Source organism: Arthrobacter terrae (genome assembly GCF_015708085.1).
In the GTDB taxonomy this organism is placed as follows: Bacteria; Actinomycetota; Actinomycetes; order Actinomycetales; family Micrococcaceae; genus Arthrobacter_M; species Arthrobacter_M terrae.
Genome location: NZ_JADNYM010000010.1, coordinates 110,289 through 134,063, shown reverse-complemented (window position 1 = coordinate 134,063; position 23,775 = coordinate 110,289). Strand labels below are relative to the sequence as shown.

Sequence of the window (23,775 nt, the reverse complement as noted above, 5' to 3'; positions counted from 1 at the left end):
CGGGGCACGCTGTATAGTCGGTACCAGTAGCTGTTCCCAATGTAGGGAGTCTGTGCGGTGCTTCACATCAGCGGTGGTTTCAACGGGACAAGGGTAGGCGCCACGGCAGGCGGCCGGTCACCTATGCAAAACGAGAATCCGGATGTGGAGCCAGTGCCCCGCATCCGGATTTCCTATTGGTGCGGCAGCGGCCACGAGACCATCACGGTGTTCGCGCAGCTTCCGCAGATGCAGATCCCGGCGTTTTGGGACTGCCGGCGCTGTGGAAAACGTGCGTCCCGCACGCAGGCTTTGGCGGGAGCCGGTGGAGCCGAAAGCCCCTATAAAAGCCACCTCGACTATGTCAAGGAACGGCGGACTGCGGCAGAAGGTGAAGAGCTGCTCAGCGGGGCGTTGGCGAAACTGCGGGCCGCTAATCCTGCCGGAGAGTGAGCTGCTGCGGAACTTTCGCGGCAGCATCCTGATCGATCAGCCACAGGGTCTTTGACCGGCCGCGCGGTCCCGCCGCCGGAACCTGGACCGGATTCGCGCCGGCCAGCGCAAGGCCTACAGCTCCGGCCTTGTCGCTGCCGGCGGCGACCAGCCAGATTTCGTCGGCTGAACTGATCGCCGGCAACGTCAACGAGATGCGCAGCGGCGGCGGTTTCGGTGCGCCGGCCACCCCCACCACGTTGGCGTCTTTGGTCCGGATTCCGGCCAGCTCAGGAAAAAGCGAAGCAATGTGTGCGTCCGGGCCGATTCCCAAGAGGAGGACGTCGAAGCGCGGAAGCGTTGGTGCGGGGGCTTCATCCGGACGATCGTGGTACCGATGATGTTCAGCAAGGGCAGCGGCAGTGAGTTCGCGGATGTAGCCCTGGGCCGCCGCTGCCGGGTCGGCATACTCATCGGAGGCCCCCATCCGGTGGACGCGGGCGGGGTCAACAGCGATGTGGTCCAGCAGCGATTCCTGGGCCTGCACGCAGTTTCGTTCCGCGGAGTCGGAAGGGACAAAACGCTCGTCTCCCCACCAGAAATTCACTTGCCTCCAGTCCACTGCCGGGCACGCCGGCGAAGCGGCGACCGCCTTGAGGGTAGCAATACCGACGCTGCCTCCGGTGAGCACAACCGTGGCCTCGCCCCGGTCGCTTTGCACGTCAAGGACCCTGGTAATCAACCGGGCAGCGGTGGTTGCGGCGAGGACTTCGAAGGTCGGATGAATATTGATGCGCAGGCTGGAGGTCATACCCCCGCCGCCCCTTCGTGTTCCAGCAGTCGGGCAAGCCCGTCAGTGATGACCTCGCCAAAGACCTCATCCGGGTCCAGCCTGCGAAGCTCCTCGGCCAGGCAGTCCTGCAGGGTTCGGCGCGGAAGCGAAATGCGTTGCTCGGGCTGACCTGGTTGGGTCAAAAACGCTTCCACCGTTCCAGGGCGTACCAGCTCGACGTTACCGCCGTCACGTTCAAGGACCACGCGGCGGATTCCTGTTCCTGCGGGGTCATCCACCACCCGGATAGGTGCACCAAGGGCACAATACAGCCAAGCGGCCAGCAGGAAGGTGCTGGGGGAGTCCGCGGCGCCTTCAACAGTCACTGCAGTAACCGGTTCGGGATCGACTTGGTCCAGGACAGCGGCCAACTGGATCCGCCAGTGCGTCAGCCGGGTCCAGGCGAGGTCGGTGTCGCCGCCGGCGTAGGTTGCGCTGATGTGCTCCAGCGCGGCCCGCGGGTCCGGTTCATTGGCTGAATCGGTTATTCGGCGGTGTGCTATGCGTCCGATCGACGTGGTCGATGCCTTATCGGGGACACCGTGTGGCCACCAGGCGACGATAGGGGCATCCGGCAGCAACAGGGCGGAAACCAGGGATTCACTTTGCGTTGCGAGCTCACCGTAACCGCGCAGGATGATGACCTCGGAGGCCCCGGCATCACCGCCGACCCGGATCTGCGCATCAAGGCGCGTAGCTTCCGCGGATGAGCCCTCTGATAAGACGATAATGCGGCAGGGGTGTTCGCGGCTGGCCAAGTTCGCCGCCTCGATGTTCTCCTCCTCGAAGCCGACCCTGGTGAGTACCACCAAGGTCAGCACACGCCCGAGGGTAACCACTCCTCCCTCTTCCCGCATCGCCATAATTTTCTTGGAAACCTTGGACGTCGTGGTTCCGGGCAGATTAACGATCATGGTCTTCTCCAGGTCCTTCCATCGCGGGCCAGGAGATCATCGGCCGACGCCGGTCCCCAGGAGCCGGGTGCATATGCCTGCGGCCGGGTGCCCTCGGCGGCCCAGAAGTCCTCGAACGGATCCAGTATTTTCCAGGATAGCTCGACCTCCTGATGCCTGGGGAACAGCGGCGGTTCACCGAGCAGTACGTCGAGGATCAGGCGTTCATACGCCTCTGGGCTGGATTCGGTGAAGGCATGGCCGTAGCCGAAGTCCATTGTGACGTCGCGGACTTCCATCTGCGTCCCAGGGACCTTGGAGCCGAACCTGATGGTGACTCCTTCGTCGGGCTGCACACGGATCACGACGGCGTTCTGGCCAAAGTCATCCTTCTTGTTGTCGGTGAACAGCAGGTTCGGTGCACGCTTGAAGACGACGGCGATCTCCGTCACCCGCCGCCCCAGCCGTTTACCGGTCCGCAGGTAGAACGGCACGCCACTCCAGCGCCGGGTATTGATATCCAGCCGGATCGCAGCGAACGTTTCGGTAGTGGAATCGATCGGAATACCATCTTCCTCCAGATACCCCAAGACCTTCTCACCGCCCTGCCATCCGCCGGCGAACTGGCCGCGGGCGGAATGCTTTGAAAGATCATCCGGCAACTTAACGGCAGCGAGCACCTTTTCTTTTTCCGCACGGAGGTCTCCGGCATTGAAGGAGATAGGCTCCTCCATGGCCGTAAGCGCCAAGAGCTGCAGGAGATGATTTTGCATCACGTCGCGGGCTGCCCCAACGCCGTCGTAGTAACCGGCGCGCCCGCCGGTTCCGATGTCCTCGGCCATGGTGATCTGGACATGGTCCACATAATTGGAGTTCCAGAGCGGCTCGAAGAACTGATTGGCAAAGCGAAGGGCGAGGATATTCTGTACGGTTTCCTTGCCCAGATAGTGGTCGATCCGAAAAACCGAATCGGTGGGGAACACGGATTCCACGATCTCGTTCAGGTCGCGGGCGGACCCCAAGTCGTGCCCGAACGGCTTTTCGATCACGACCCGGCGCCATGCATCCCCGCTGGCCTGCGCTAAACCGTGCACGGAGAGCTGTCGGCAGACCAGTTCAAAGGCCTTCGGCGGAATCGATAGGTAGAACGCGTGGTTGCCGCGCGTGCCCCGCTGCACATCGAGCTCGTCCAGCGTTGCCTTTAGCTCCTCGAAGGACGCGCCGTTGTCGAACTCGCCCTGGACAAAACGAATTCCCTCGGCGAGCTGCTCCCAAACGCTGTCGACAAACGGTGTCCGGCAATGCGCCATAACCGCTTCTTTGACCACCACCGCGAAGTCTTCATCCTCCCATTGCCGGCGCGCAAATCCGACTAAGGCGAAACTTGGAGGCAATAGACCCCGATTGGCCAGATCGTAGACGGCCGGCATGAGTTTCTTGCGGGCCAAGTCGCCGGTGACCCCGAAAATCACGAGCGACGATGGGCCCGCCACCCGGGATAGCCGCCTGTCGCGGCTGTCCCGGAGCGGGTTCGGACTTTTAGTGGGATCGCTTTGGGGCATATTTTTAGTTGCCTTGGCTGTCGGTGAGCTGGCCGGAGAGCCCGGCCACCACGGAGGTGAATTGTTCCACGCCGGCCGCACGATCCGTGAAGTGCAGACGGAGCACGGGACGGCCATGTTCGGCCAGTACCTGCGCGTCTCCGGCGGCCTGGGCCGCTATGAGCTCGCCGAAAGTAAAGGGCCGATCGGGTATTGCCAGATCTTCCTTGGTCTCCGCCGTGAGCTGCAGAAAGACCCCGATGGCAGGGCCGCCTTTGTGGAACTGGCCGGTGGAATGCAGGAATCTGGGGCCCCAGCCGAAAGTCACGGGGCGTCCAACAGTTGCCGACAGCTCGTCCCTGACCTGAGGCAGCTGCGCGAACGTGACTCGGTCAAGATACGCTTGGACGCTGAGGTAGCCGTCCGATCCCAGCTGGCCAAAGAGGGCAGCCAACGCCTCCTCCACAGAGCGCGCCTCCCCGAGCCAAGGCGCTCCGCGGACTTCGATGGCGCCGTCGACAAAGTCCGCGGGTGCGGCGGCAGGGGTGCTGTCCAAGAGACCGCGCGCAGCCTTCTTCGCTGCTTCCACATCCGGCTGGTCGAACGGGTTGATGCCCAGAAGACGGCCGGCCACGGCAACGGCGAACTCCCACAGCATCATCAGCGTGCCCAGATCCCCGGACACGGCGATCTGATTATCCGCCAGGGAAACGTCCGCGTCGGGCGCAATCAGGCGGACCACCAGTACATCCGGTGCAGCCGAGGTGACCTCGGGGGATTCGCGGTCCGCGACAACCGGCAGGAGACCGGTTCCCAGCTTGCCGGTGGACTCAGCAATCAGCTGTTCGGCCCAGTCCGCGAAGCCATTGATTCCGGAGCCTTCGTCGACAATCACTATCTTGTTGCGCAGCGGATCCGTTCCGCCTAAGACAGCCCCGAGCGCGAGGCCGATATTGTCGTCGGCGTCATCGCGAAGAACTTCCCCAGCCTCCTCGGCATCATCGAGCAACGCCGCAATGTCCACACCTGCGAGACCGGAGGGCACCAGGCCAAAGGCCGTCAGTGCCGAGTACCGGCCGCCAACGTCCGGATCGGCGGTAAAGACCCGACGGTAGCCGGCCTTACGGGCATCGGCTTCAAGAGGAGACCCGGGATCGGTGACGATAATGATCCGGCTCTTGGCATCGACGCCTGCTTTGCCCAATTCCTGTTCGAAGATCCGGCGCTGCGAATCGGTTTCCAACGTGGATCCCGACTTGGAGGAAACCACAATGGCGGTCTCGCTCAAGCGTTCCGACAGCGCTGCACGGACCTGCTCGGGATCGGTACTGTCCAGCACCGTGAGTTCTACGCCGGCCGTCTTGGTGATGACCTCCGGTGCCAGCGATGAGCCGCCCATGCCTGCCAGCACGATGTGTGTGACACCCTCGGCGTGCAGTTCCGCTTTCAGTGCCAGGATCTGCTCTACCAGCGGCGCTGAAACCGCCGGCGCGTCCACCCAACCCAGCCGGACCGCGGATTCAGACTCCGCATCCGGACCCCACAGCGTGGGGTCCTTGGCAAAAACCCGCGACGCGACGCGCTCCGCGACCAACGTGCCAATGTGTTTCTCAACCGCCTGCTGGGCGGCTCCCGTTGCCTCGAAGCCTAAGGATGCCATGAAATTAAGCCTCCGACTGAGCAGAACCCGTGGCTTTAGCCAGGGCTTTCTGCACGGTTTCAAGCAGTTGATTCCAGCTCACGATGAATTTATCCACGCCTTCGGTCTCGAGCTGGGCTACGACGTCGTTGTACGGAACGCCGGCCTTTTCGAGCTGATCCAGCACGGCGTTGGCATCAGCGTAGCCGCCGGTGATCGTGTCGCCGGTGACTTCGCCGTGGTCCTGGGTGGCGGCGAGAGTTTTGCGCGGAATCGTATTGACGACGTTCCCGGCCACCAGTCCGGTGATGTACATGGTGTCCGGATACGACGGGTCCTTCACCCCGGTGGAAGCCCAGAGCGGACGCTGCACCCTGGCGCCGGCATCGGCGAGCAGTTGCCAGCGTTCAGAGCCGAACTGCTCCTGGTAGATCTGGTAGGCCAGGCGGGCGTTGGCAATCCCGGCTTTGCCCTTGAGCGCCGCGGCTGCTGCGCCGCCGATTTTGTTCAGGCGCTTGTCGATTTCGCTGTCCACGCGGGACACGAAGAAGGACGCGACGGAATGGAGGTGTGTCAGGTCATGACCGTTTTCCTTCGCCTGCTCCAGACCCAGCATGAACGCGTTGATTACTCCGCGGTACCGGTCCAGCGAGAAGATCAGCGTGACGTTGACGCTGATTCCTGCGGCCAGGGTCGCGGTGATGGCACCAAGACCTTCTTCGGTGGCCGGGATTTTGATGAATACGTTGGAACGTCCCACCTTGTCAAAAAGTTTCTTGGCATTCTCAACGGTGCCGGCTGTATCCCGGGCCAGCCGCGGGTCCACCTCAATGGAGACACGGCCGTCGACTCCCTCCGTCGCTTCGGCTGTCGCCGCAAACACATCGCAGGCGGCGGTGACGTCGTCGGTGGTGATCTTGAAAACGGCTGTATCCAAGTCAGCCTTGGCGGCGGCCAACCAAGCAACCTGGCTGGCGTAAGACTCTCCGTTGGCCAGGGCACCGGCGAAGATGGTCGGGTTGGTGGTGACCCCGACGACGTTGCTCTCCTTGATCAGATTGAGCAAGTCTCCGGTAACGATGCTCTCGCGGGAGAGGTCATCGAGCCAGATCGACACTCCGGCATCGGAGAGCGCAGCTGTGGTGGAAGTCCGGTTGGTCTGTTCGGAATGGGTGGTGGTCATTGCTGTTGGCTCCTTAGATCGCACTGTATTCAAGATCGCACTGTATTCAAGATCGCACTGCACTTCGTTCTGTCGCTACTTTTGATCTCCGGTGGACGATGACTCGGCCCCGGAAGGGGCTGGCGAGGTTTTGCTCAGGGAATCCTGAGCGGGGGAGCCGGTTCCACCGTTGACTGCAGCGAGCGAATCTTTGGCTGCGGCGGTGACTGCCTCAGCGGTAATACCGAATTCACGGAAGAGAGTTTTGTAGTCCGCCGATGCGCCGAAGTGCTCCAGCGAAATGGTCCGGCCGTTGTCTCCGACCAGCTGGTACCAACACTGCGCTATGCCCGCCTCCACGGAGACCCGTGCCTTGATAGTGGTGGGCAGAACCAGCTCGCGGTACTGTACGTCCTGTTTGTTGAACCATTCCAGACATGGCATCGAGACGACGCGGGTGGGGATGCCTTGGGTCTGCAGCGTTTCCCGTGCCTGCACGGCGAGCTGAACCTCGGAACCGGTTCCGATGATGATGACCTGGGGTGTCACGGTCCTGCCGCCGTCGGACGCTTCAGCCAGAATGTAACCGCCTCGTGCCACTCCTTCGGTTGAGCCGAACGTGTCACCGTCCGCTGCACCGTCGCCGCGGGCAAAGGTGGGGATGTTCTGACGGGTCAGGACAATTCCGGCGGGATTGTCGGTGTTTTCCAGAATCGTCCGCCACGCGACGGAGACCTCGTTGGCATCTCCGGGACGGACCACGTCCAGACCCGGAATTGCCCGCAATGCGGCGAGTTGCTCCACCGGCTGGTGGGTCGGACCGTCCTCGCCGAGCCCGATCGAATCATGCGTCCATACGTAGATGGATGGCACGCCCATCAGTGCGCCGAGCCGGACCGCCGGCCGCTGGTAGTCGCTGAAGATCAGGAAGGTCGCGGAGAAGGCACGGGAACTGCTGTGCATCACGATCCCGTTGACAATCGCTGCTGCCGCGTGTTCCCGGATACCGAAATGCAGGGTCCGCCCGTATGGATTCCCCTTCCACAGCTCGGTCTGCTTGCCTGCCGGGATGAACGACGCGCCGCCGTCGAAAGCGGTGTTGGTCGATTCGGCCAAGTCACAGGAACCGCCCCATAGCTCCGGCAGCTCTGCGGCAATCGCGTTGAGCACCTTTCCGGACGCCTTGCGGGTGGCAACGTCTTCGCCGGCAGTGAAGGTCGGGAGTTTTTGGTCCCACCCCTGCGGCAGCTTGCGTGCCGCTATGCGCTCCAAGGTCTTGTTTTGTTCCGGGTGCGCTTCCTTCCACGCGCCGAATGCCTTTTCCCAGTCGGCACGCAGCTCCCGGCCACGCGTCTTTACCTCACGGGCGTGGGCCAAAACCTCCGGCTCCACCACGAAGGACTTCTCCGGGTCGAAGCCGAGCAGCTTCTTGGTGGCCGCAACCTCATCGGCGCCCAGCGCGGAACCGTGGGCCTTGCCCGTGTTCTGCAAGGTAGGGGCCGGCCAGCCGATAATGCTGCGCAGGGCGATGATCGACGGCTTGGACGTCTCCGCCTTGGCCGCCAGCAGAGCCGAGTACAACTCCTGGACGTCTTCGACATATTCGCCGGTCTTGGTCCAATCCACCCGCTGGATATGCCAGCCGTACGCTTCGTACCGTTTCAGCACGTCCTCGGAGAAGGCGATGTCCGTGTCGTCTTCAATGGAAATATGGTTCTGGTCATAAAGGACCACCATATTGCCGAGTTCCTGGTGGCCGGCCAGCGAACTGGCCTCGCTCGTCACGCCCTCCTGCATGTCGCCGTCGGACGCAAACGCCCAAATTGTGTGATCGAACGGGCTGGTTCCGGCCGGCGCGTCCGGATCGTACATGCCGCGGTCCCGGCGCTGGGAAAACGCCATGCCGACGGCGGACGCCAGTCCCTGGCCCAGCGGGCCAGTGGTGATTTCCACCCCCTTGGTGTGCCGGTATTCCGGGTGACCCGGTGTCTTGGAGCCCCACGTGCGCAGTTCTTCCAGGTCCTTCAGCTCCAAGCCATAGCCGGAGAGGAACAATTCAATGTAAAGCGTCAGCGAGGTGTGCCCGGGGGACAAAACGAAGCGGTCGCGGCCGGTCCACTGCGGATCCGACGGATCGTGGCGGAGCAGCTTCTGGAACAGAAGATAGGCGGCCGGTGCCAGGCTCATGGCAGTGCCGGGATGTCCGTTGCCGACTTTCTGCACCGCGTCTGCCGCCAGCACGCGGACCGTATCAACGGCGCGCTGGTCCAATGTGGTCCATGACAGTGCTTCTTCTTCCAGATGTGCCACGTACGGGGCCCTCTCGTTCGGTGTGTACGGATCACGCGCAGGCACCTTACGGCACCCCTCCGCGACGGGTAAGTCCTGCACTTCCCCGTCAGCAGCTGCTGTTCACCGTCGAAACAGATCTATTCTCACTAATTTCCACCTTAGTCTTAAAGGCACCCGGGGGACACTGAGCCATGAGGGCCGGCAGCATACCTGCACGTAAGGTTACGCAACCGGGGGATAACAAAGGACAGGCCAACGGACGCGGGCCGGCAGCGCGATCCCGGCTATGATAATAGGGATACTTTGGGCTGCGGCTCCTCGGCTTGCCTTGATTGACTTCGACGGTGACGCCCGGGCCGGTGAATGGGCCACAGAACGACACAGCTAGAACGACGCAGATAGAACATGGTGACCTTCCGTGAGTGCAACTGATACCCCGATCGCCCCCACCGTCCAGAGGGGCACCCTCGGGTTCGGCGGCAAGGTCAAGGCCTACGTGGCTTTGACTAAACCCCGGGTGATCGAGCTGTTGCTGGTTACGACTTTGCCGACCATGTTTTTCGCCGCCCGGGCCGTCCCGGATGTCTGGCTGATGGTAGCGACAATGGTCGGAGGCGCGTTGGCGGCAGGCAGCTCGGGTGCCTTTAACTGCTATATCGACCGCGACATCGACAAACTGATGCACCGGACCGAAAACAGGCCGCTGGTGACTGGCGCCGTGTCGCCCCGGGAGGCACTTATTTTTTCCTGGGTTCTGGCTGTCTCTGCCATTGTCATTTTATGGTTTGGCGCCAATCCGCTCACCGGAATGCTCGGCATTGTGGCAATTTTCCTCTACGTCGTGGTGTATTCGCTCATCCTTAAACGCCGCACCTCGCAGAACATTGTCTGGGGTGGGGCCGCTGGCTGCATGCCCGTCTTCATTGCGTGGGCTGCCGTCACTAATTCCCTTGACTGGCCGGCCGTAATCCTGTTCATGGTGATCTTCCTCTGGACACCACCGCACTACTGGCCGCTGTCAATGCGCTACAGCGATGATTACAACGCCGCCAAGGTTCCGATGCTGGGTGCCATCGCCGGGTCAAGGATCGTCGCCGTTCAAGTAGTTCTCTACACTTGGGCCATGGTGGTCTGCTCGCTGTTGATGATCCCGCTGGGCCGGGCGGGCATTGTTTACAGTGTGGTGGCACTGGCAGCGGGCGTATGGTTCCTCTACGAGGCGCATAAGCTGCACAACAATGCGCGCCATGGCGAGGTCACCAACAAGGGTGCCATGAAAGTATTCCACGGCTCGATCAGCTACCTGACGCTGCTTTTTCTGGCCCTGGCAGTGGACCCCTTCGTTGGAATCCCGCTCTTCGGCTAGCGGCAGGCCTCAACTATCGGATTGGCTTGTAAGCCCCGATTATGGGACTGGTGAAGGTCCCGACTAAAGGGCTTGTAAACCCCGACTAACGGGCTTGTAAACCCCGACTATCGGGGTCGCTGACTATCCGGCTGGCCGCAGGTGGCTGCAACCGCCTCCACTTCGGTGCGACGGCGGCGTGTGACCTTCGGCGTCGTGCCGGCCCGCGGTGGGTTAAACCGCTCTCTGCCGCTTGTTTCGTTGGCTGACGCCCTGGCCCCACGTAGACCACCTGGACAGGCGCCATTTTTCGTTGTGGCAGGGCCTAGCGGCGCCGGCGGGAGACGGAAAGATCAGTAAAGTTCGTGGAAGCGGCCAGCAAAGTGGCGGCGCCCAGCATGTGCAGGCCCACCAATACCGGCGGTAGTCCGGTGAAGTGCTGAGCGTAGCCGATCGCTCCTTGAAGCAGCACCGCAGCCACCAGAAGTATCGCGCCGTGCCGGAGCAGATCCCCGGCTCCGCGCCGCCACAGCAGGACAAGCAGCACCACGGCACTGATTACCAAGACATACACGGGCAGCACATGAATTCGGGTAATGAGATCGGAATTGAGCCCATTCCGGGGGGCATTGGCATCCCCGGCGTGCGGACCGGAGCCGGTCACCATGACGCCGAGCAGCACAGCGAGTCCGGTGCATACCGAGGTGACGACAGCCAGCTGGCGGATGGTTTTAGTGGGACGGCGGCGTGCCTGTGGCGCACCCGCTCCGGTTCTGCCGTAGGTCCTGTTCACCAACAGCATGGAAAAAATAACCAAGGCGGCGGAGACCAGGAAGTGCAGCCCTACCACCCAGGGATTGAGCTGCATCAGCACGGAAATGCCGCCAATGACGGCCTGGACGGGAATACTTGCCAGGAGTCCGAAAGCGAGCCAGAACAAATCCTTGCGTTCCTTGCGCAGGTTCCACAATGCGACCAGCATCAGAGCCGCAACGACGGCCAGCACGAAGGTCAGCGTGCGGTTACCAAACTCGATAATGCCGTGGATTCCCATTTCCGGCGTGTTCACCAGCGAACCGGCTGTACAGCGGGGCCAGGTAGGACAACCAAGGCCGGAGGCCGTCAAACGGACCGCGCCGCCACTGACGATCAGGACGGACTGACCGATCAGTGAGGCCACCGAGAGCCGACGCAGCGCGGGGGTGATGCTGCGCGGCAGCCGGGCCCGAAGGCCGGGCCGCTGCGGATGGGTCTGTCCGGTTTTTTCCTGAGAAACGGTCACTATTTCAACTCCACTTGAACCAACGAATTGCCGCTGCGGAGGCCACAAACGACCACCCTAATAAGACTACAACGGACAAAAGATTGAACTGCCCGTGCACCAGCGCATCACGCATTGCCTCGCCCAACGCCCCGGATGGCAGGAAATGCACGACTGCAGATACGGCGTCCGGTAGGCGCGTGGGAGGCAGCACTATCCCGCCCAAGGCACCAAACAGTATCCACAGCAGATTCGTGATGGCCAGCGTGGCTTCCGGGCGTACGGTACCAGCAACCAGCAGGCCCAGCGCGGTAAAGGCTACGGCGCCCAAGGCCAACAGCGGGATTCCGAGCAGGATTCCGGTCAGCGGCGGCTGCCAGCCCATGAACAGGGCGATGACGGCGACGACGACTGCCTGCAGCACCAGCACCGCCAGCACGGCCAGCACCTTACCGGCTATCAGTCCGGCCTTGCCCAGCGGTGTGGTGGACAGGAAACGCAGCACACCATAACGGCGGTCGAATCCGGTGGCAATGCCCTGACCCGTGAAGGCCGTGGACATTGCGCACAGGGCCAGAACTCCTGGCGTGGCAATGTTGATCCGGCTGGCACCAAGACCATCGAGCAGGGGAGTGACGGCCAGCGCCACCAGGGCCAACAGTGGCAGGACTATGGCCAGGATCAGCTGCTCGCCATTGCGCAGCATCGTCAGTGTTTCGTAGCGGCCCTGCAACAGGATCCGACGGCTCAGCGCTGCCGGCTTAGAACGCGCCGGCAGCGGGCGAGTGGCGGGGAGGGTCATCGAAGCTCCGTTCCGGAGAGTGCGAGGAAGACGTCCTCCAGCGATCGTGAGGCCAGATGCAAAGAAGTTGGCATGACGCCGACAGCGGCCCACCATGTGGCGAGCTCAAGCAGATCACTTGGTTCTAACGGCCCGGTGACGGAGTAACTTCCTGGCCGCGTCTGGCTTACCGAGAGTTCGCGGCGAAGCGCCGCGGCGGGATCGAGTCCAGGAGGTGCTTCAAAGGTGACGGTTCGTTGCGCTTCGGCCGAAGTGGCCTGGCTGAGCAGCTGCGCGACGGTCCCCGCGGCAACGGTTGCGCCGGCATCGACGATGTAGACGTAATCAGCAAGCTTCTGCGCATCGTCGAGCAAATGCGTGGTCAAAACAATCGCCAGTCCCTCGTCCCGCAGCTCGCGGATCAGTTCAAAGACCATCCTTCTGGCCTGCGGGTCCAGCCCGGCACTGGGCTCGTCCAAAAATAGGACTTCGGGGTTACCGACCAGGCTTGCCGCCAGAGCCACTCGCTGTTTCTGCCCGCCGGAGAGCCTGCGGATTGCCGTGTCCGCGAAGGCTCTAATGCCCAGCCGGTCCGCCAGTTCATCGACGGAGCGCGGCGACTCATACATGTGCGCCACATGCCGCAGCAGCGGGAGCGGATGCGCGGACGGAGGCAGTCCGCCGTCCTGCAGCATGACTCCCACGCGGGCACGAAGAGCGGCGCTGGGCTTGTCCGGGTCCTCACCGAGCAGCGAGATCGTACCGCCATCGCGGCGCTGCAGCCCCTGCGCGCATTCAATAGTGGTGGTCTTACCGGCTCCGTTTGCCCCGAGCAATGCCGTCACCTGGCCGAACTGCGCCGTAAGGTACACGCCGCTGATAATCCGTTTCATCCGGCCGTCCAGAGCGGGGATCGGGCCGACATCCCGGATCAAGCCGTCGATGATCAGGGCAGGGGCGGTGGGTTCTGGCACAGTGCCATTCTACGGGATGTAGTAGACCCCCCGGACAGACCCGACCATGCCGGCCTCAAGGCGCTGGTGTCCCCTGCGCTGGTGACCGGTGCAGGCCACGAATCTCCCTTCGGCTGTTTCGTGGTACGGGTAGGTTTACCTTACTGGCCAGCGGGACTAAATTAGATCATGATTGTGTTATCTAATATGGAGTCAACCGAACTGTCCGCAAACCGGCGGGTTTTTTTGCTCCAGCCGTACTTAATCCAGTCGGGAGTGGAGGTGCTTCGTGAGCGTGAGTTTGCCAGCCAGCCAGACGCCCGTGTTGTCTTCTCGCGGACTCAAATCCGGCATGCTGCCCGAAAGTGACGACCGCACACGAGATCGGGTGCGGGCAGCGGTGTTGGAGCACGGCCCGGTAAGCGCCGCACAACTGGGCACGCTACTGGGATTGACGCCGGCGGCCATCCGCCGCCATTTGGACACGCTGTCCGAGGGGGGCGTTATCGAGGTTAAACTGACCAGCAACGCCAAATCCGGTGCGGGCCGGCCGGCCCGGCGTTACGTGCTGTCGCGGCGGGGCCAAAGCGAACTCGGTGACGACTATTTGGAGATAGCCCGTACGGCCTTGGAACAGCTCTCTGCCCTCGGCGGTGATGCCGCCGTCAAGGATTTTGCCGCCAGCCGCTTTGCCGGGATGGAACGGCGCTACCTGCCCATTGTGGAGGCAGCCGGATCCGATGTTGCACAACGGTCCCGCGCGTTGGCCGACGCCCTGAGCGGTGACGGGTTCGTGGCGTCGGCGGCAACCATTCACGGTGCGTCGGCGCTGTCGGCCCAGCAGCTGTGCCAAGGACACTGCCCCATACAAGAGCTCGCCACGGAATTTCCACAGTTCTGCGATGCGGAAACTGAAGTGTTTTCCCGTCTGCTTGGCGTGGACGTGCGCCGGCTTTCGACGTTGGCCCGCGGCGGCCATGTGTGTACCACCCATATACCAACGGGACGGGTCCGGGTGCCTGCCGTTGCGGCAGGCACCGGGGCCCGGCCGCTTAGTGAAGCATCCAACCATCAGCAAGAAAGGCCGTGATGACGGATCAAATAGCGCAGGACGTAGGCGCAAAGAGTGCTGTCGAAGACACCACGATTTCGCACATTCTGGAAAACAACCCGGAGTTGGAAGGCATTGGTAACTATGCCTTCGGCTGGTCGGACAAAAACGAGATAAGCGATAATGCCCGCCGCGGAATCAACGAGGACGTGGTACGTGATATCTCCGCCAAAAAGGGCGAGCCGGAGTGGATGCTGGATCTTCGTCTGAAGGGTCTGAAGTATTTCGACCGCAAGCCGATGCCTACCTGGGGTGCTGACCTCTCCGGGATTGACTTCGACAACATCAAATACTTTGTCCGCTCCACTGAGTCACAGGCCAAATCGTGGGAGGAGCTCCCCGAGGATATCCGGAACACCTACGAGAAGCTCGGTATCCCCGAAGCCGAGCGCAGCCGCCTGGTCTCGGGCGTTGCAGCCCAGTATGAGTCCGAGGTGGTCTATCACCAGCTCCGTGAGGACCTGGAACGGCAGGGCGTGATCTTCCTTGACACGGATACCGCGTTGAAGGAACACCCTGAGATCATGCGCGAGTACTTCGGCACCATCATCCCGGTGGGCGATAACAAGTTCGCGTCGCTGAATACGGCCGCCTGGTCCGGAGGCTCGTTCGTCTATGTCCCCAAGGGCGTTCACGTTGAGATCCCGCTGCAGGCATATTTCCGCATCAATACGGAAAACATGGGCCAGTTTGAGCGCACGCTGATCATCGCGGATGAGGACAGCTACGTTCATTACATCGAGGGCTGCACGGCACCGATCTACACCTCGGACTCGCTGCACTCCGCCGTTGTGGAGATCGTCGTCAAGAAGGGTGCACGCGTCCGGTATACGACCATTCAGAACTGGTCGAACAATGTCTACAACCTCGTGACGAAGCGTGCCATTGCGCATGAGGGAGCCACCATGGAGTGGGTCGACGGCAACATCGGCTCCAAGGTGACCATGAAGTACCCGGCCGTGTACCTTGTTGGCGAGCACGCCAAGGGGGAAACCCTCTCGGTCGCTTTTGCCGGTGAGGGCCAGCACCAGGACACCGGATCGAAGATGGTGCATATTGCACCGAACACGCAGTCGTCCATTATCTCCAAATCGGTGGCCCGCGGCGGTGGGCGTTCGGCCTACCGCGGTCTGGTCCAGATCCGGGAGGGCGCAACGCATTCGGCCAATACCGTCCGTTGCGACGCTTTGCTGGTGGATACGATTTCCCGCTCCGACACGTACCCCTACGTCGACGTCCGCGAAGACGACGTTTCGATGGGACATGAGGCAACGGTGTCCCGGGTGAGCGAGGAGCAGCTGTTCTACCTAATGTCCCGCGGAATGCCAGAGGATGAGGCCATGGCGATGATTGTGCGCGGATTCATCGAGCCGATTGCCCGCGAGCTACCGATGGAGTACGCCCTGGAGCTCAACCGCCTGATCGAACTTCAAATGGAAGGGGCTGTGGGTTAATGACCAACGCTGAACTGACAAAGGAAACATCCGCGGCCAGCAATGTGCGCCGGATCTCGGGCATGGACGAGGAGGGCGAGCAGCTCTCCGAAATCAACCCGGTGGCGTCCCCGCTCGGCGGTGCGGCAGCGAAGTCGCACAGCCACGGCGCCGGCGCCGGCATTCCGGACAGCTCACGGGCCGGACGGCTGACTTCCTACCAGGTGGCTGATTTTCCGGCCATCACGGGACGCGAAGAGGACTGGCGGTTCACGCCGCTGAAGCGACTGCGCGGATTGGACAAGGTGGCGCTCGACGGCGCTGCCCCCACCGTCGCTGTCCACAAACCCGACGCGGTGACCATCGAGACCGTGGGCCGTGACGACGCACGGATCGGAAGTGCGGGTATTCCCGATGACCGGGTTTCCGCCGCCGCGTGGGGGGCCGTCAACGAGGCAACCGTTATCACCGTGCCCGCCGAGTTTGACGGCCGCTCCGAGGAACACGTCACCACGGTGACCCTGACCGGGGCGGGGAATGCTCCCGCGGCCAGCCACATTTTCGTCCACGCCAAGGCCAACTCTGACGCCGTCGTCGTACTTGATCACCGCGGCTCGGCAGTCGTTTCCGAGAACGTCGAAATCCTGGTGGAGGACGGCGCACGGCTGACCGTGGTCAGCATTCAGGACTGGGCGGACGGCACCACGCACGCCAGCTCGCAGCAGATGAAAATCGGCCGCGATGCCAAGCTCAAGCACGTCGTAGTCAACCTCGGCGGCGATCTGGTCCGTATCAACCCCTCGGCCCGTTTCGCGGGCCCCGGCGGCGACATCGAAATGTACGGACTGTATTTTGCCGACGCCGGACAGCACTTTGAGCAGCGGATTTTCGTTGACCATTCGGTGCCCAACTGCAAATCACGCGTCACCTACAAGGGCGCGCTGCAGGGTAAGGATGCGCACTCGGTGTGGGTTGGCGACGTGCTGATCCGCAAGGAAGCCGAGGGCACCGACACCTATGAGATGAACAGGAACCTGATCCTCACCCAGGGTGCGCGGGCGGACTCCGTACCCAACCTGGAGATTGAGACAGGCCTGATCGAGGGCGCCGGGCACGCCAGTGCCACCGGCAGGTTCGACGACGAGCAGTTGTTCTACCTGCAGGCCCGCGGTATTCCCGAAGACGTGGCCAGGCGCTTGGTGGTCCGGGGCTTCCTCAACGAGATCATCCAGCAGATTAAGGTTCCGGCCCTCGAAGAGCGGCTCAGGGACGCCGTCGAACGCGAATTGAAGGCGGGCGCCCTCTGATGGGTGCACCCTCGGAAAACCGCCAACCGGCCGGCCGTCTCGTCTGTACCGTGGACGACGTCAGCCTCAAAAGCGCCAAGCGCCTGGAGGTGGATGGTTTTGCCGTTGCGGTGGTCAAAGACTCCGAGGGTAATCTTTTTGCTATCGGCGACGCCTGCTCGCATGGGGAAATTTCCCTCAGCGAAGGCGACGTCGAGGGCCAGACCATTGAGTGCTGGGCGCATGGGAGCTCGTTCGATCTGCGCACTGGCGAAGCACTGACGCTGCCGGCCTTCGAGCCGATACCCGTATTTGCGCTGGCCGTGGATGGCGCAGACGTGTATGTGGACGTGGAAAACATTCTTAACGGGGTTGCCGCCCCGGAATCCGAAGCTTAAACAAGGAGAAATTAGGGTATGTCTACTCTGGAAATCAAGGACCTGCACGTCAGTATCGATACTGAGCAGGGAAAAAAGCCAATCCTCAAGGGCGTTAGCCTGACTATCAATTCCGGTGAAACGCACGCCATCATGGGGCCTAACGGCTCCGGTAAATCCACCCTGGCATCGACCATTGCGGGCCACCCCCGATATGTGGTGGACAGCGGTTCCATCACCCTCGACGGGGAAGACGTGCTGGCGATGAGCGTCGACAAGCGCGCCCGCGCGGGACTTTTTCTGGCCATGCAGTACCCGGTGGAAATTCCGGGCGTAACGGTGACCAACTTCCTGCGCACCGCCAAGACCGCCATTGACGGGGAGGCCCCGAAACTGCGGACCTGGACCAAGGACGTCAAAGACGCGATGGCTCAACTGCGGATCGAACCCGAATTTGCCGCGCGCAACGTCAATGAGGGCTTCTCGGGAGGCGAAAAGAAGCGGCACGAGATTCTGCAGCTGGAGCTCTTCAAGCCCAAATTCGCCATCCTGGACGAGACCGATTCGGGGCTCGATGTGGATGCGCTGAAAGTTGTGTCCGAGGGTGTCATCCGCGCCAACGAAGATGGCACCATGGGTACGCTGCTGATCACTCACTACACCCGCATCCTGCGCTACATCAAGCCGGACTTTGTCCATGTCTTCGTTGACGGCAACATCGCCGAGCAGGGCGGACCGGAACTGGCTGATCGGCTCGAAGCAGAAGGCTACGACCGCTTCCTGCCCGCGACAGCACAGGCCTAATATCCATCCGTACGGATGGATAAATGTCAGAAGGAAAAATGACTGAGACCAGTACCACCCCAGCAAATCCGGCCCAGACAAATCTGGAGGATGTTGAAGAAGCCCTCAAGGACGTCATTGACCCCGAGCTGGGCGTCAACGTGGTCGATTTGGGCCTGTTGTACGGCCTGCGCTATGGCGACGACGGTGCTCTGCTCATTGACATGACCCTGACGACGGCGGCTTGCCCGCTGCAGGACGTCATTGAAGAGCAGGTCGAGAACTCGGTAAGCGATCTTGTCGATGAGTGGCGGATCAACTGGGTATGGATGCCGCCGTGGGGGCCGGAAAAAATCACCGACGACGGTCGGGACCAGATGCGGGCCCTGGGCTTCAATATCTAAGCGTCGCTGCGTCGCTACGTCGCGCTCCCTGCGACTGCGGAGGACGGTAAGGGGGAAACCCTAAGCCGCCGCCTGCCGGAACGTGCTGTTCCGGCAGGCGGTGACTTTTTTGCCCCCGTTTCTGAGCCCGCAGGGTACTCTGAGGCAATGACTGACGTTGCGTCGCGCACCCCCTCGTTGCTATCGCTGGCGTTTTTGGGCCGGACCTGGCATCTGGCGACGGCGTTAATCGGAGCCGCCGGTTTTATTTTTCAAATCTATGCATTGGTGAATGGCCCCCGGTATGCGGTGGACCCGGCTAACGCGTGGTGGAATTTTGGCAGCTACTTCACGATCGAAAGCAATTTTCTGGTGCTTTTCATCTCCCTGACCCTGGCAGCAAATTCCGCCCGGGCTGGGGGCCAGGTCTGGCGGGTGCTGCGCCTGATGTCACTGGTGAACATCACGGTCACCATGATCATCCAGTTCTTTCTGCTCCGGGACTTGCCGGAAATCCAGGCGCTGAGAGGCGCCGGCCTCTACGCGGACAGAATCCTGCATTACGTGGTACCTCTGATGGTCATTCTGGGTTGGGTAGTGTTCGGGCCGCGACCGCGGATTAGTATCAAAACCACGTTTCTGATTCTGGTCTTTCCGGTCATTTGGTGCATTTATACGGTTATCCGCGGCGCGTTGACCGGCTGGTATCCGTATCCATTCATCAATGTGACGGAGCAGGGTGCCCTCGTGATCGTCAACTGCATCCTGGTCGGCGTCGTCTTTCTGGCCGTAGGCTTCGTCTACTACTGGCTGGACCGAACGCTGCGCCCGGCGCCGGATGCAAAACCGCAGGCCTCGGCGCGGTAATTGTGACGCTCCCTCGCTGGTAGTAAAGTCCCTTGCGCGTCAGGTCTTCTTCGTGACGGTGGCGGCTCACACGTTCTTTCTCACCCGCGAAGGCCCGCTAATCCAGCGGATCCCCTAGACCACGCGCGGCCAGCGCTTCGCCGGTCGCACGGGCATAAGCGACCGTTCCGATCAGCACGGGCAAAGTCCGGGCGCGCACGTTCCGCTCCAACCCGCGGGCCCGCGCGGCGTCGCGGACGTCGTCGAACGCCCCGATGACAAAAGGGATACTGCGCAGCATGAGAGAGACAGTCAACGAAAAGCGTTCGGGGTCCGCGCCGAAGCGGCGCAGCGGCTCCACCGCCCGCTCCAGGGAGTCCAGCAGGGTCGCGATGGGCGTGGACGCGGTGACAATATTGGACGCCAGAACCGTGGCCATGATTGCGGCCACCACCTGCCATGCCGTCCCCGGCCCGGACTGCAAATATTGATAGCCGGCAATGAGTACCAGGAAGATCAGCATCACTCGCACCGGCTGCCAAAGCCGTCCCGCAGGCAGGCGCGCGGCGAAATGCAGGACGACGACGGCGGCCAGCACGGCGCTGGTCAGGTACACCTGAGGGAACGCAAAGCAGGCGACGGCGACAGCCAGCAGAAGCAGGCCCTTGAGCCACAGGGGAGCCCGGTGCACGACGGAGCGGCCCGGACAATAGGCGCCGACGAGGTAGGCATGACCGCGCATCAGCTGTACATGCCCCGATAGTGCGCCACGGCGTCCGCTGCCGCGCCGTCAAAGACCACTTGACCGGCGTCCATCACCAGTGCCCGGCTGCAGTCCAGGGCCAGCTCTAGGTCATGGGTGGAGAGAATCAGTTGCTGGTTCAGCCCTGCCAGCCTGCTGCGCAGCAGCCGCGTGTTGCGCAAATCCAGCAGGGTGGATGGCTCATCCAGTACCAGCAGCGTTGGTTCGACCGCCAGAACCGTTGCCAGTGCCAGCAGTTGGCGCTCCCCGCCGGAAAGCTCGTAAATGCTATTGCCGCCCAGCGGCTCGAGGCCGTATTCCTGCAGGAGCCGCGCAGCCTCCTGCCGACGCGCCGTTGTTGATTTGACGCGGCGCCGCAGGGACAACTCCAGATCTTCCAGCGGGGTCGGCATGACCAGCTGGGAGAGTGGATCGGTAAAAACAAAGCCGACCTGCCGGCGGACGGCGCCGCCGTCGGCCCGGGTGTCGAGACCGTCCACGCTGACGCTTCCGGTGCTCGGCAGCAGCAGCCCATTGAGCAGCCGCAGGAGCGTGGATTTGCCCGAGCCGTTGGCCCCAATGACGGCAATGCGCTGCTCGCTCAGTTCCAGCGTCGTTGGTTGGAGGATGATGCGGACGGAACCACCGGAGGTTTCCGCACTGAATGAAGCTTCCTGCAGCAGGACATGACTCACGTCCGGCGGCGCCGAAGGAGATCGGGAAACGCCCGGTGCAGGCTTAACGCCAGTCCTACGGCGAGAATGTTTTTAATGATGTCACCGGGATAATAGATGGCGTCGGCGAGCACAGCCGTGGAAAGTCCCATTCCCTTCAGCAGGAATCCCGCGACACCGCTTGCATGCAGGATGAGCATCCCCAGCACTGCTACGCCGAAAAGCCATCCGGCTTTGCGCCTGCGCCGCAGTGCCCATGGTGTGAGAAATCCCACTGCTGCTGCGGCCAGCAGGAATCCGATAATGTAGCCTGCCGAGGGTCCCGCCAGAACGGCAGGACCGGACCGGAAACCGGCAAAAATCGGAAGGCCAATCAGCCCGAGCAGAATATACAGCCCGACGGCGGCGGTTCCGCGCCCAAAGCCCAGGACAAGCCCGCAAAGGGAAACGGCCAGGGTCTGCAGTGTGATCGGAACGCCGAAAGGACCGGCAGGAACGCCCGGAACGGCAACCGAAGCGGCCAGTAAAGCTGCAAAGACAGCTATTAGCGCGAGGTCGACCGCGGTCCATCGTGATCGCCGGCGCAGGGTTGTGGGCGCAGACGCAGATCCGCGGGCACCCACAACTGAGGGCTGTGTCTGGTCGGTATTAGGCATGTTTTAAGCTTTCATGTCGCGCTGGTGGGCTTCAGTGCCTGTGATCAACATGATACTTTGCCTGCCGCAGATCGTCGGTACACCTGCGCTGCTCTGGACACTGCACTTTGTCAGCCGGGCACCTCGTTAGACTGGGAGGGCTGCCCATGCCGTCGTTGCGACGGACCGGAGACCTGCATCCATGTGAACCTGAAGTGAAAGGCTACTACCTTGATTATCGTCCAAGACCTTGAGTTGCGTGCGGGGGCGCGTTTACTCATGGACGAAGTGTCCTTCCGCGTCGACAAGGGGGACAAGATCGGGCTGGTGGGCCGCAACGGTGCGGGGAAAACAACCCTGACCAAGGTACTGGCCGGCGAGGCCCTTCCCGCGGCGGGCAAGGTGACCCGAAGCGGGGAAATCGGCTATCTGCCGCAGGATCCGCGTACGCCAGACATGGAACAGTTGGCCCGGGACCGGATTCTCTCGGCCCGGAGTCTGGATGTGGTGATCACCAAGCTGCGCGAGACCGAGGCCGACATGGCCAGCGAAGACACCGCCGTGCAGGCGAAGGCAATGGCCCGCTACGACCGGATTGAACACGAGTTCCTGAGCAATGGCGGGTATGCCGCTGAAGCGGAGGCCGCAGCAATATCGTCCAACCTCGCATTGCCGGACCGGCTGCTCAATCAGCCGTTGAAGACGCTCTCCGGCGGCCAGCGCCGGCGTGTTGAACTGGCCCGGATTCTGTTCTCGGGTGCACAAACCATGCTCCTCGATGAACCAACCAACCACCTTGACGCCGATTCGATTGCCTGGTTGCGCGACTTTTTGAAGAACCACGCCGGCGGTCTGATTGTGATCAGCCACGACACCAACCTGTTGGAAGCAACGGTTAATAAGGTCTATAACCTTGATGCCAACCGCGCCACCATTGATCAGTACAACCTCGGCTGGAAGAAGTACCTGGAACAACGCGAAACCGATGAACGCGCCCGCAAGCGTGAGCGGGCCAACGCGGAGAAGAAGGCGGGCGTCCTGATGGATCAGGCCAATAAGATGCGCGCTAAGGCGTCCAAGGCGGTCGCGGCGCAAAATATGGCTAAGCGCGCCCAGCGGCTGCTTAACGGTCTGCAGGAAGTTCGTGCGAACGACCGCGTAGCGGCCCTGCGCTTCCCCGATCCGTCGCCGTGCGGAAAGACTCCGCTGACCGCAGAAGGGCTGAGCAAGTCTTACGGTTCGCTGGAAATCTTCACCGACGTGGACCTGGCCATCGACAGGGGATCGAAGGTCGTCGTACTTGGTCTCAACGGTGCCGGTAAGACCACGCTGCTTCGGATGCTGGCCGGAGTGGATAAGCCGGATACCGGAGAAGTCATCGCCGGTCATGGTTTGAAGGTTGGCTACTACGCCCAGGAACATGACACCTTGGACACCTCACGCACGGTGCTGGCCAATATGCGCAGCGCCGCTCCGGACATGGATGATGCCGAGGTACGCAACATTCTTGGTTCTTTCCTTTTTTCCGGAGACGACGTGGAGAAACCCGCCGGTGTCCTTTCCGGTGGTGAGAAGACCAGGCTGGCCCTGGCCACTATCGTGGCGTCATCAGCCAACGTGCTGCTGCTGGATGAGCCGACTAACAACCTGGATCCTGCCAGCCGCGCGGAAATCCTCGGCGCGCTGCGCAACTACAGCGGTGCAGTCGTTCTGGTCAGCCACGATGAAGGCGCGGTCGAGGCGCTGAACCCGGAGCGAGTCGTCCTGCTGCCGGACGGCGTGGAGGATCACTGGAACGAGGATTACCTCGACCTGATAACGCTGGCTTAAGGGTCGCTGCGGGAGCTGCAGCCCGGCGCACGTATTTTGTCATCTGCGGGTTCGTGTGTAGCCTGACGGGAGAGTCAGGACCTGGTTTCAGGTATTGAGAAAGACCCGCCGCCACGGAAGTCAGGATCGCTTCCGCTATTCTCTGCGAGGCCCCGAGCCATGAGCGAGCCTGATATTGACGTTTGCCTTGATGTTCTGCTGCACGGCGGAGGATTTGTCCTTCCGTCGCGGGACCTCTCCTACGATGCAGCAGCATTTGTTGGCCGCTTAATATCCTCCGCTCAAGGTGTAAAGATGCGCATAGCGGTCCATGAGGATGGACAATTTCTCACCGTAACCAATCCGGACCATCAGGTCACCGAGATCGAGAAGCGGGCCGGTCGAATGTTTACTGAGTCTGTCCTCGGCGGCCACCCGGTCCTGACTTATGAGCAGGCACTGCAGGCTTCCCGGCGTTTGGCCATCCGCCCTGTGCGATAGCCCCGAAGCGACAGGCTGGACAAATGCCGGGGCGGTTTCCTTCCTGGATTGCGGGAGAACCAGTGCCGGCCGATGCGAAATTCGG

General features: G+C 62.0%; 23 protein-coding genes. 11 read left to right on the top strand and 12 right to left on the bottom strand.

All coding sequences use genetic code 11. The annotated features are described in order from the left end of the window. The first annotated feature begins 57 nt into the window (after positions 1-57). A complete protein-coding gene (locus IV500_RS09625; RefSeq protein WP_196396582.1) occupies positions 58-432 on the top strand; it encodes an RNA polymerase-binding protein RbpA in 375 nt (124 codons plus the stop codon). On the opposite strand, the gene pgl is transcribed toward IV500_RS09625, so the two are convergent. From pgl to tkt, 6 genes are all read right to left on the bottom strand, one after another. Further along, positions 413-1,222 carry a 6-phosphogluconolactonase gene (gene pgl / locus IV500_RS09620; protein ID WP_196396581.1) on the bottom strand — a complete coding sequence of 270 codons (810 nt, stop codon included), beginning with the start codon at positions 1,220-1,222 and terminating at the stop codon, positions 413-415. The genes IV500_RS09625 and pgl overlap by 20 nt on opposite strands. Beyond that, positions 1,219-2,157, bottom strand: a complete 939-nt coding sequence (locus IV500_RS09615; RefSeq protein WP_196396580.1) for a glucose-6-phosphate dehydrogenase assembly protein OpcA — start codon at positions 2,155-2,157, stop codon at positions 1,219-1,221. The genes pgl and IV500_RS09615 overlap by 4 nt, the downstream gene beginning before the upstream one ends. Then, on the bottom strand, positions 2,154-3,698 hold the full coding sequence (zwf, locus tag IV500_RS09610) for a glucose-6-phosphate dehydrogenase (RefSeq protein ID WP_196396579.1): 1,545 nt from the start codon (positions 3,696-3,698) through the stop codon (positions 2,154-2,156). Before zwf ends, IV500_RS09615 begins: the two co-directional genes overlap by 4 nt. A 4-nt stretch (positions 3,699-3,702) precedes the next feature. Continuing rightward, positions 3,703-5,337, bottom strand: a complete 1,635-nt coding sequence (locus IV500_RS09605; RefSeq protein WP_196396578.1) for a phosphoglucose isomerase-related protein — start codon at positions 5,335-5,337, stop codon at positions 3,703-3,705. A 4-nt stretch (positions 5,338-5,341) separates the two neighbouring features. Beyond that, on the bottom strand, positions 5,342-6,499 hold the full coding sequence (tal, locus tag IV500_RS09600) for a transaldolase (protein WP_196396577.1): 1,158 nt from the start codon (positions 6,497-6,499) through the stop codon (positions 5,342-5,344). Between the two features lie 75 nt (positions 6,500-6,574). After that, the gene (gene tkt, locus IV500_RS09595) at positions 6,575-8,779 is read right to left on the bottom strand and encodes a transketolase (RefSeq protein ID WP_196396620.1); all 2,205 of its coding nucleotides are present in this window, start codon (positions 8,777-8,779) and stop codon (positions 6,575-6,577) included. A gap of 409 nt (positions 8,780-9,188) precedes the next feature. Between tkt and IV500_RS09590 the strand changes: the two genes are divergently transcribed. Further along, entirely contained in the window at positions 9,189-10,136 is a 948-nt protein-coding gene (locus tag IV500_RS09590; protein WP_196396576.1) for a heme o synthase, read from the top strand. A gap of 304 nt (positions 10,137-10,440) precedes the next feature. Here the strand turns inward: IV500_RS09590 and IV500_RS09585 are convergent, their stop codons facing one another. From IV500_RS09585 to IV500_RS09575, 3 genes are read right to left on the bottom strand one after another with little or no spacing between them, the layout of a single operon-like run. Then, positions 10,441-11,397, bottom strand: coding sequence for a COX15/CtaA family protein (locus tag IV500_RS09585; protein ID WP_196396575.1), 957 nt, complete (start codon positions 11,395-11,397; stop codon positions 10,441-10,443). Positions 11,398-11,401: 4 nt separating this feature from the next. Further along, positions 11,402-12,178, bottom strand: coding sequence for an ABC transporter permease (locus IV500_RS09580; protein WP_196396574.1), 777 nt, complete (start codon positions 12,176-12,178; stop codon positions 11,402-11,404). Beyond that, complete coding sequence (locus tag IV500_RS09575) at positions 12,175-13,131, bottom strand: ABC transporter ATP-binding protein (RefSeq protein WP_196396573.1); 957 nt, start codon at positions 13,129-13,131, stop codon at positions 12,175-12,177. The genes IV500_RS09580 and IV500_RS09575 overlap by 4 nt, the downstream gene beginning before the upstream one ends. Positions 13,132-13,462: 331 nt before the next feature. Between IV500_RS09575 and IV500_RS09570 the strand changes: the two genes are divergently transcribed. The 7 genes from IV500_RS09570 to IV500_RS09540 all read left to right on the top strand — a co-directional run bounded on the left by IV500_RS09570 (position 13,463) and on the right by IV500_RS09540 (position 19,350). Beyond that, a complete protein-coding gene (locus IV500_RS09570; protein WP_196396619.1) occupies positions 13,463-14,200 on the top strand; it encodes a helix-turn-helix transcriptional regulator in 738 nt (245 codons plus the stop codon). Beyond that, positions 14,200-15,675, top strand: a complete 1,476-nt coding sequence (sufB, locus tag IV500_RS09565) for a Fe-S cluster assembly protein SufB (protein ID WP_196396572.1) — start codon at positions 14,200-14,202, stop codon at positions 15,673-15,675. Before IV500_RS09570 ends, sufB begins: the two co-directional genes overlap by 1 nt. Next, complete coding sequence (gene sufD / locus IV500_RS09560; protein ID WP_196396571.1) at positions 15,675-16,961, top strand: Fe-S cluster assembly protein SufD; 1,287 nt, start codon at positions 15,675-15,677, stop codon at positions 16,959-16,961. The genes sufB and sufD overlap by 1 nt, the downstream gene beginning before the upstream one ends. After that, positions 16,961-17,338 carry a non-heme iron oxygenase ferredoxin subunit gene (locus IV500_RS09555; RefSeq protein WP_196396570.1) on the top strand — a complete coding sequence of 126 codons (378 nt, stop codon included), beginning with the start codon at positions 16,961-16,963 and terminating at the stop codon, positions 17,336-17,338. The genes sufD and IV500_RS09555 overlap by 1 nt, the downstream gene beginning before the upstream one ends. Before the next feature lie 18 nt (positions 17,339-17,356). After that, complete coding sequence (gene sufC, locus IV500_RS09550; protein WP_196396569.1) at positions 17,357-18,121, top strand: Fe-S cluster assembly ATPase SufC; 765 nt, start codon at positions 17,357-17,359, stop codon at positions 18,119-18,121. A gap of 38 nt (positions 18,122-18,159) precedes the next feature. Then, positions 18,160-18,504, top strand: coding sequence for a metal-sulfur cluster assembly factor (locus IV500_RS09545; protein ID WP_196396568.1), 345 nt, complete (start codon positions 18,160-18,162; stop codon positions 18,502-18,504). A gap of 147 nt (positions 18,505-18,651) precedes the next feature. Then, the gene (locus IV500_RS09540; RefSeq protein WP_196396567.1) at positions 18,652-19,350 is read left to right on the top strand and encodes a Pr6Pr family membrane protein; all 699 of its coding nucleotides are present in this window, start codon (positions 18,652-18,654) and stop codon (positions 19,348-19,350) included. Positions 19,351-19,447: 97 nt separating this feature from the next. Here IV500_RS09540 and IV500_RS09535 read toward each other — a convergent pair whose 3' ends face one another. The 3 genes from IV500_RS09535 to IV500_RS09525 are packed head-to-tail and all read right to left on the bottom strand — an operon-like array spanning position 19,448 to position 21,401. Beyond that, positions 19,448-20,071 carry an energy-coupling factor transporter transmembrane component T family protein gene (locus IV500_RS09535; protein ID WP_196396566.1) on the bottom strand — a complete coding sequence of 208 codons (624 nt, stop codon included), beginning with the start codon at positions 20,069-20,071 and terminating at the stop codon, positions 19,448-19,450. Continuing rightward, complete coding sequence (locus IV500_RS09530; protein WP_196396565.1) at positions 20,071-20,766, bottom strand: energy-coupling factor ABC transporter ATP-binding protein; 696 nt, start codon at positions 20,764-20,766, stop codon at positions 20,071-20,073. The genes IV500_RS09535 and IV500_RS09530 overlap by 1 nt, the downstream gene beginning before the upstream one ends. Then, a complete protein-coding gene (locus tag IV500_RS09525; protein WP_196396564.1) occupies positions 20,763-21,401 on the bottom strand; it encodes a biotin transporter BioY in 639 nt (212 codons plus the stop codon). The genes IV500_RS09530 and IV500_RS09525 overlap by 4 nt, the downstream gene beginning before the upstream one ends. 210 nt (positions 21,402-21,611) lie before the next feature. On the opposite strand from IV500_RS09525, the gene abc-f reads away from it, so the two are divergent. After that, positions 21,612-23,210 (top strand): ribosomal protection-like ABC-F family protein, encoded by a 1,599-nt coding sequence (abc-f, locus tag IV500_RS09520; protein ID WP_196396563.1) that lies wholly within the window; start codon positions 21,612-21,614, stop codon positions 23,208-23,210. Positions 23,211-23,369: 159 nt separating this feature from the next. Then, positions 23,370-23,690 carry a hypothetical protein gene (locus IV500_RS09515; protein WP_196396562.1) on the top strand — a complete coding sequence of 107 codons (321 nt, stop codon included), beginning with the start codon at positions 23,370-23,372 and terminating at the stop codon, positions 23,688-23,690. Positions 23,691-23,775: the final 85 nt, after the last annotated feature.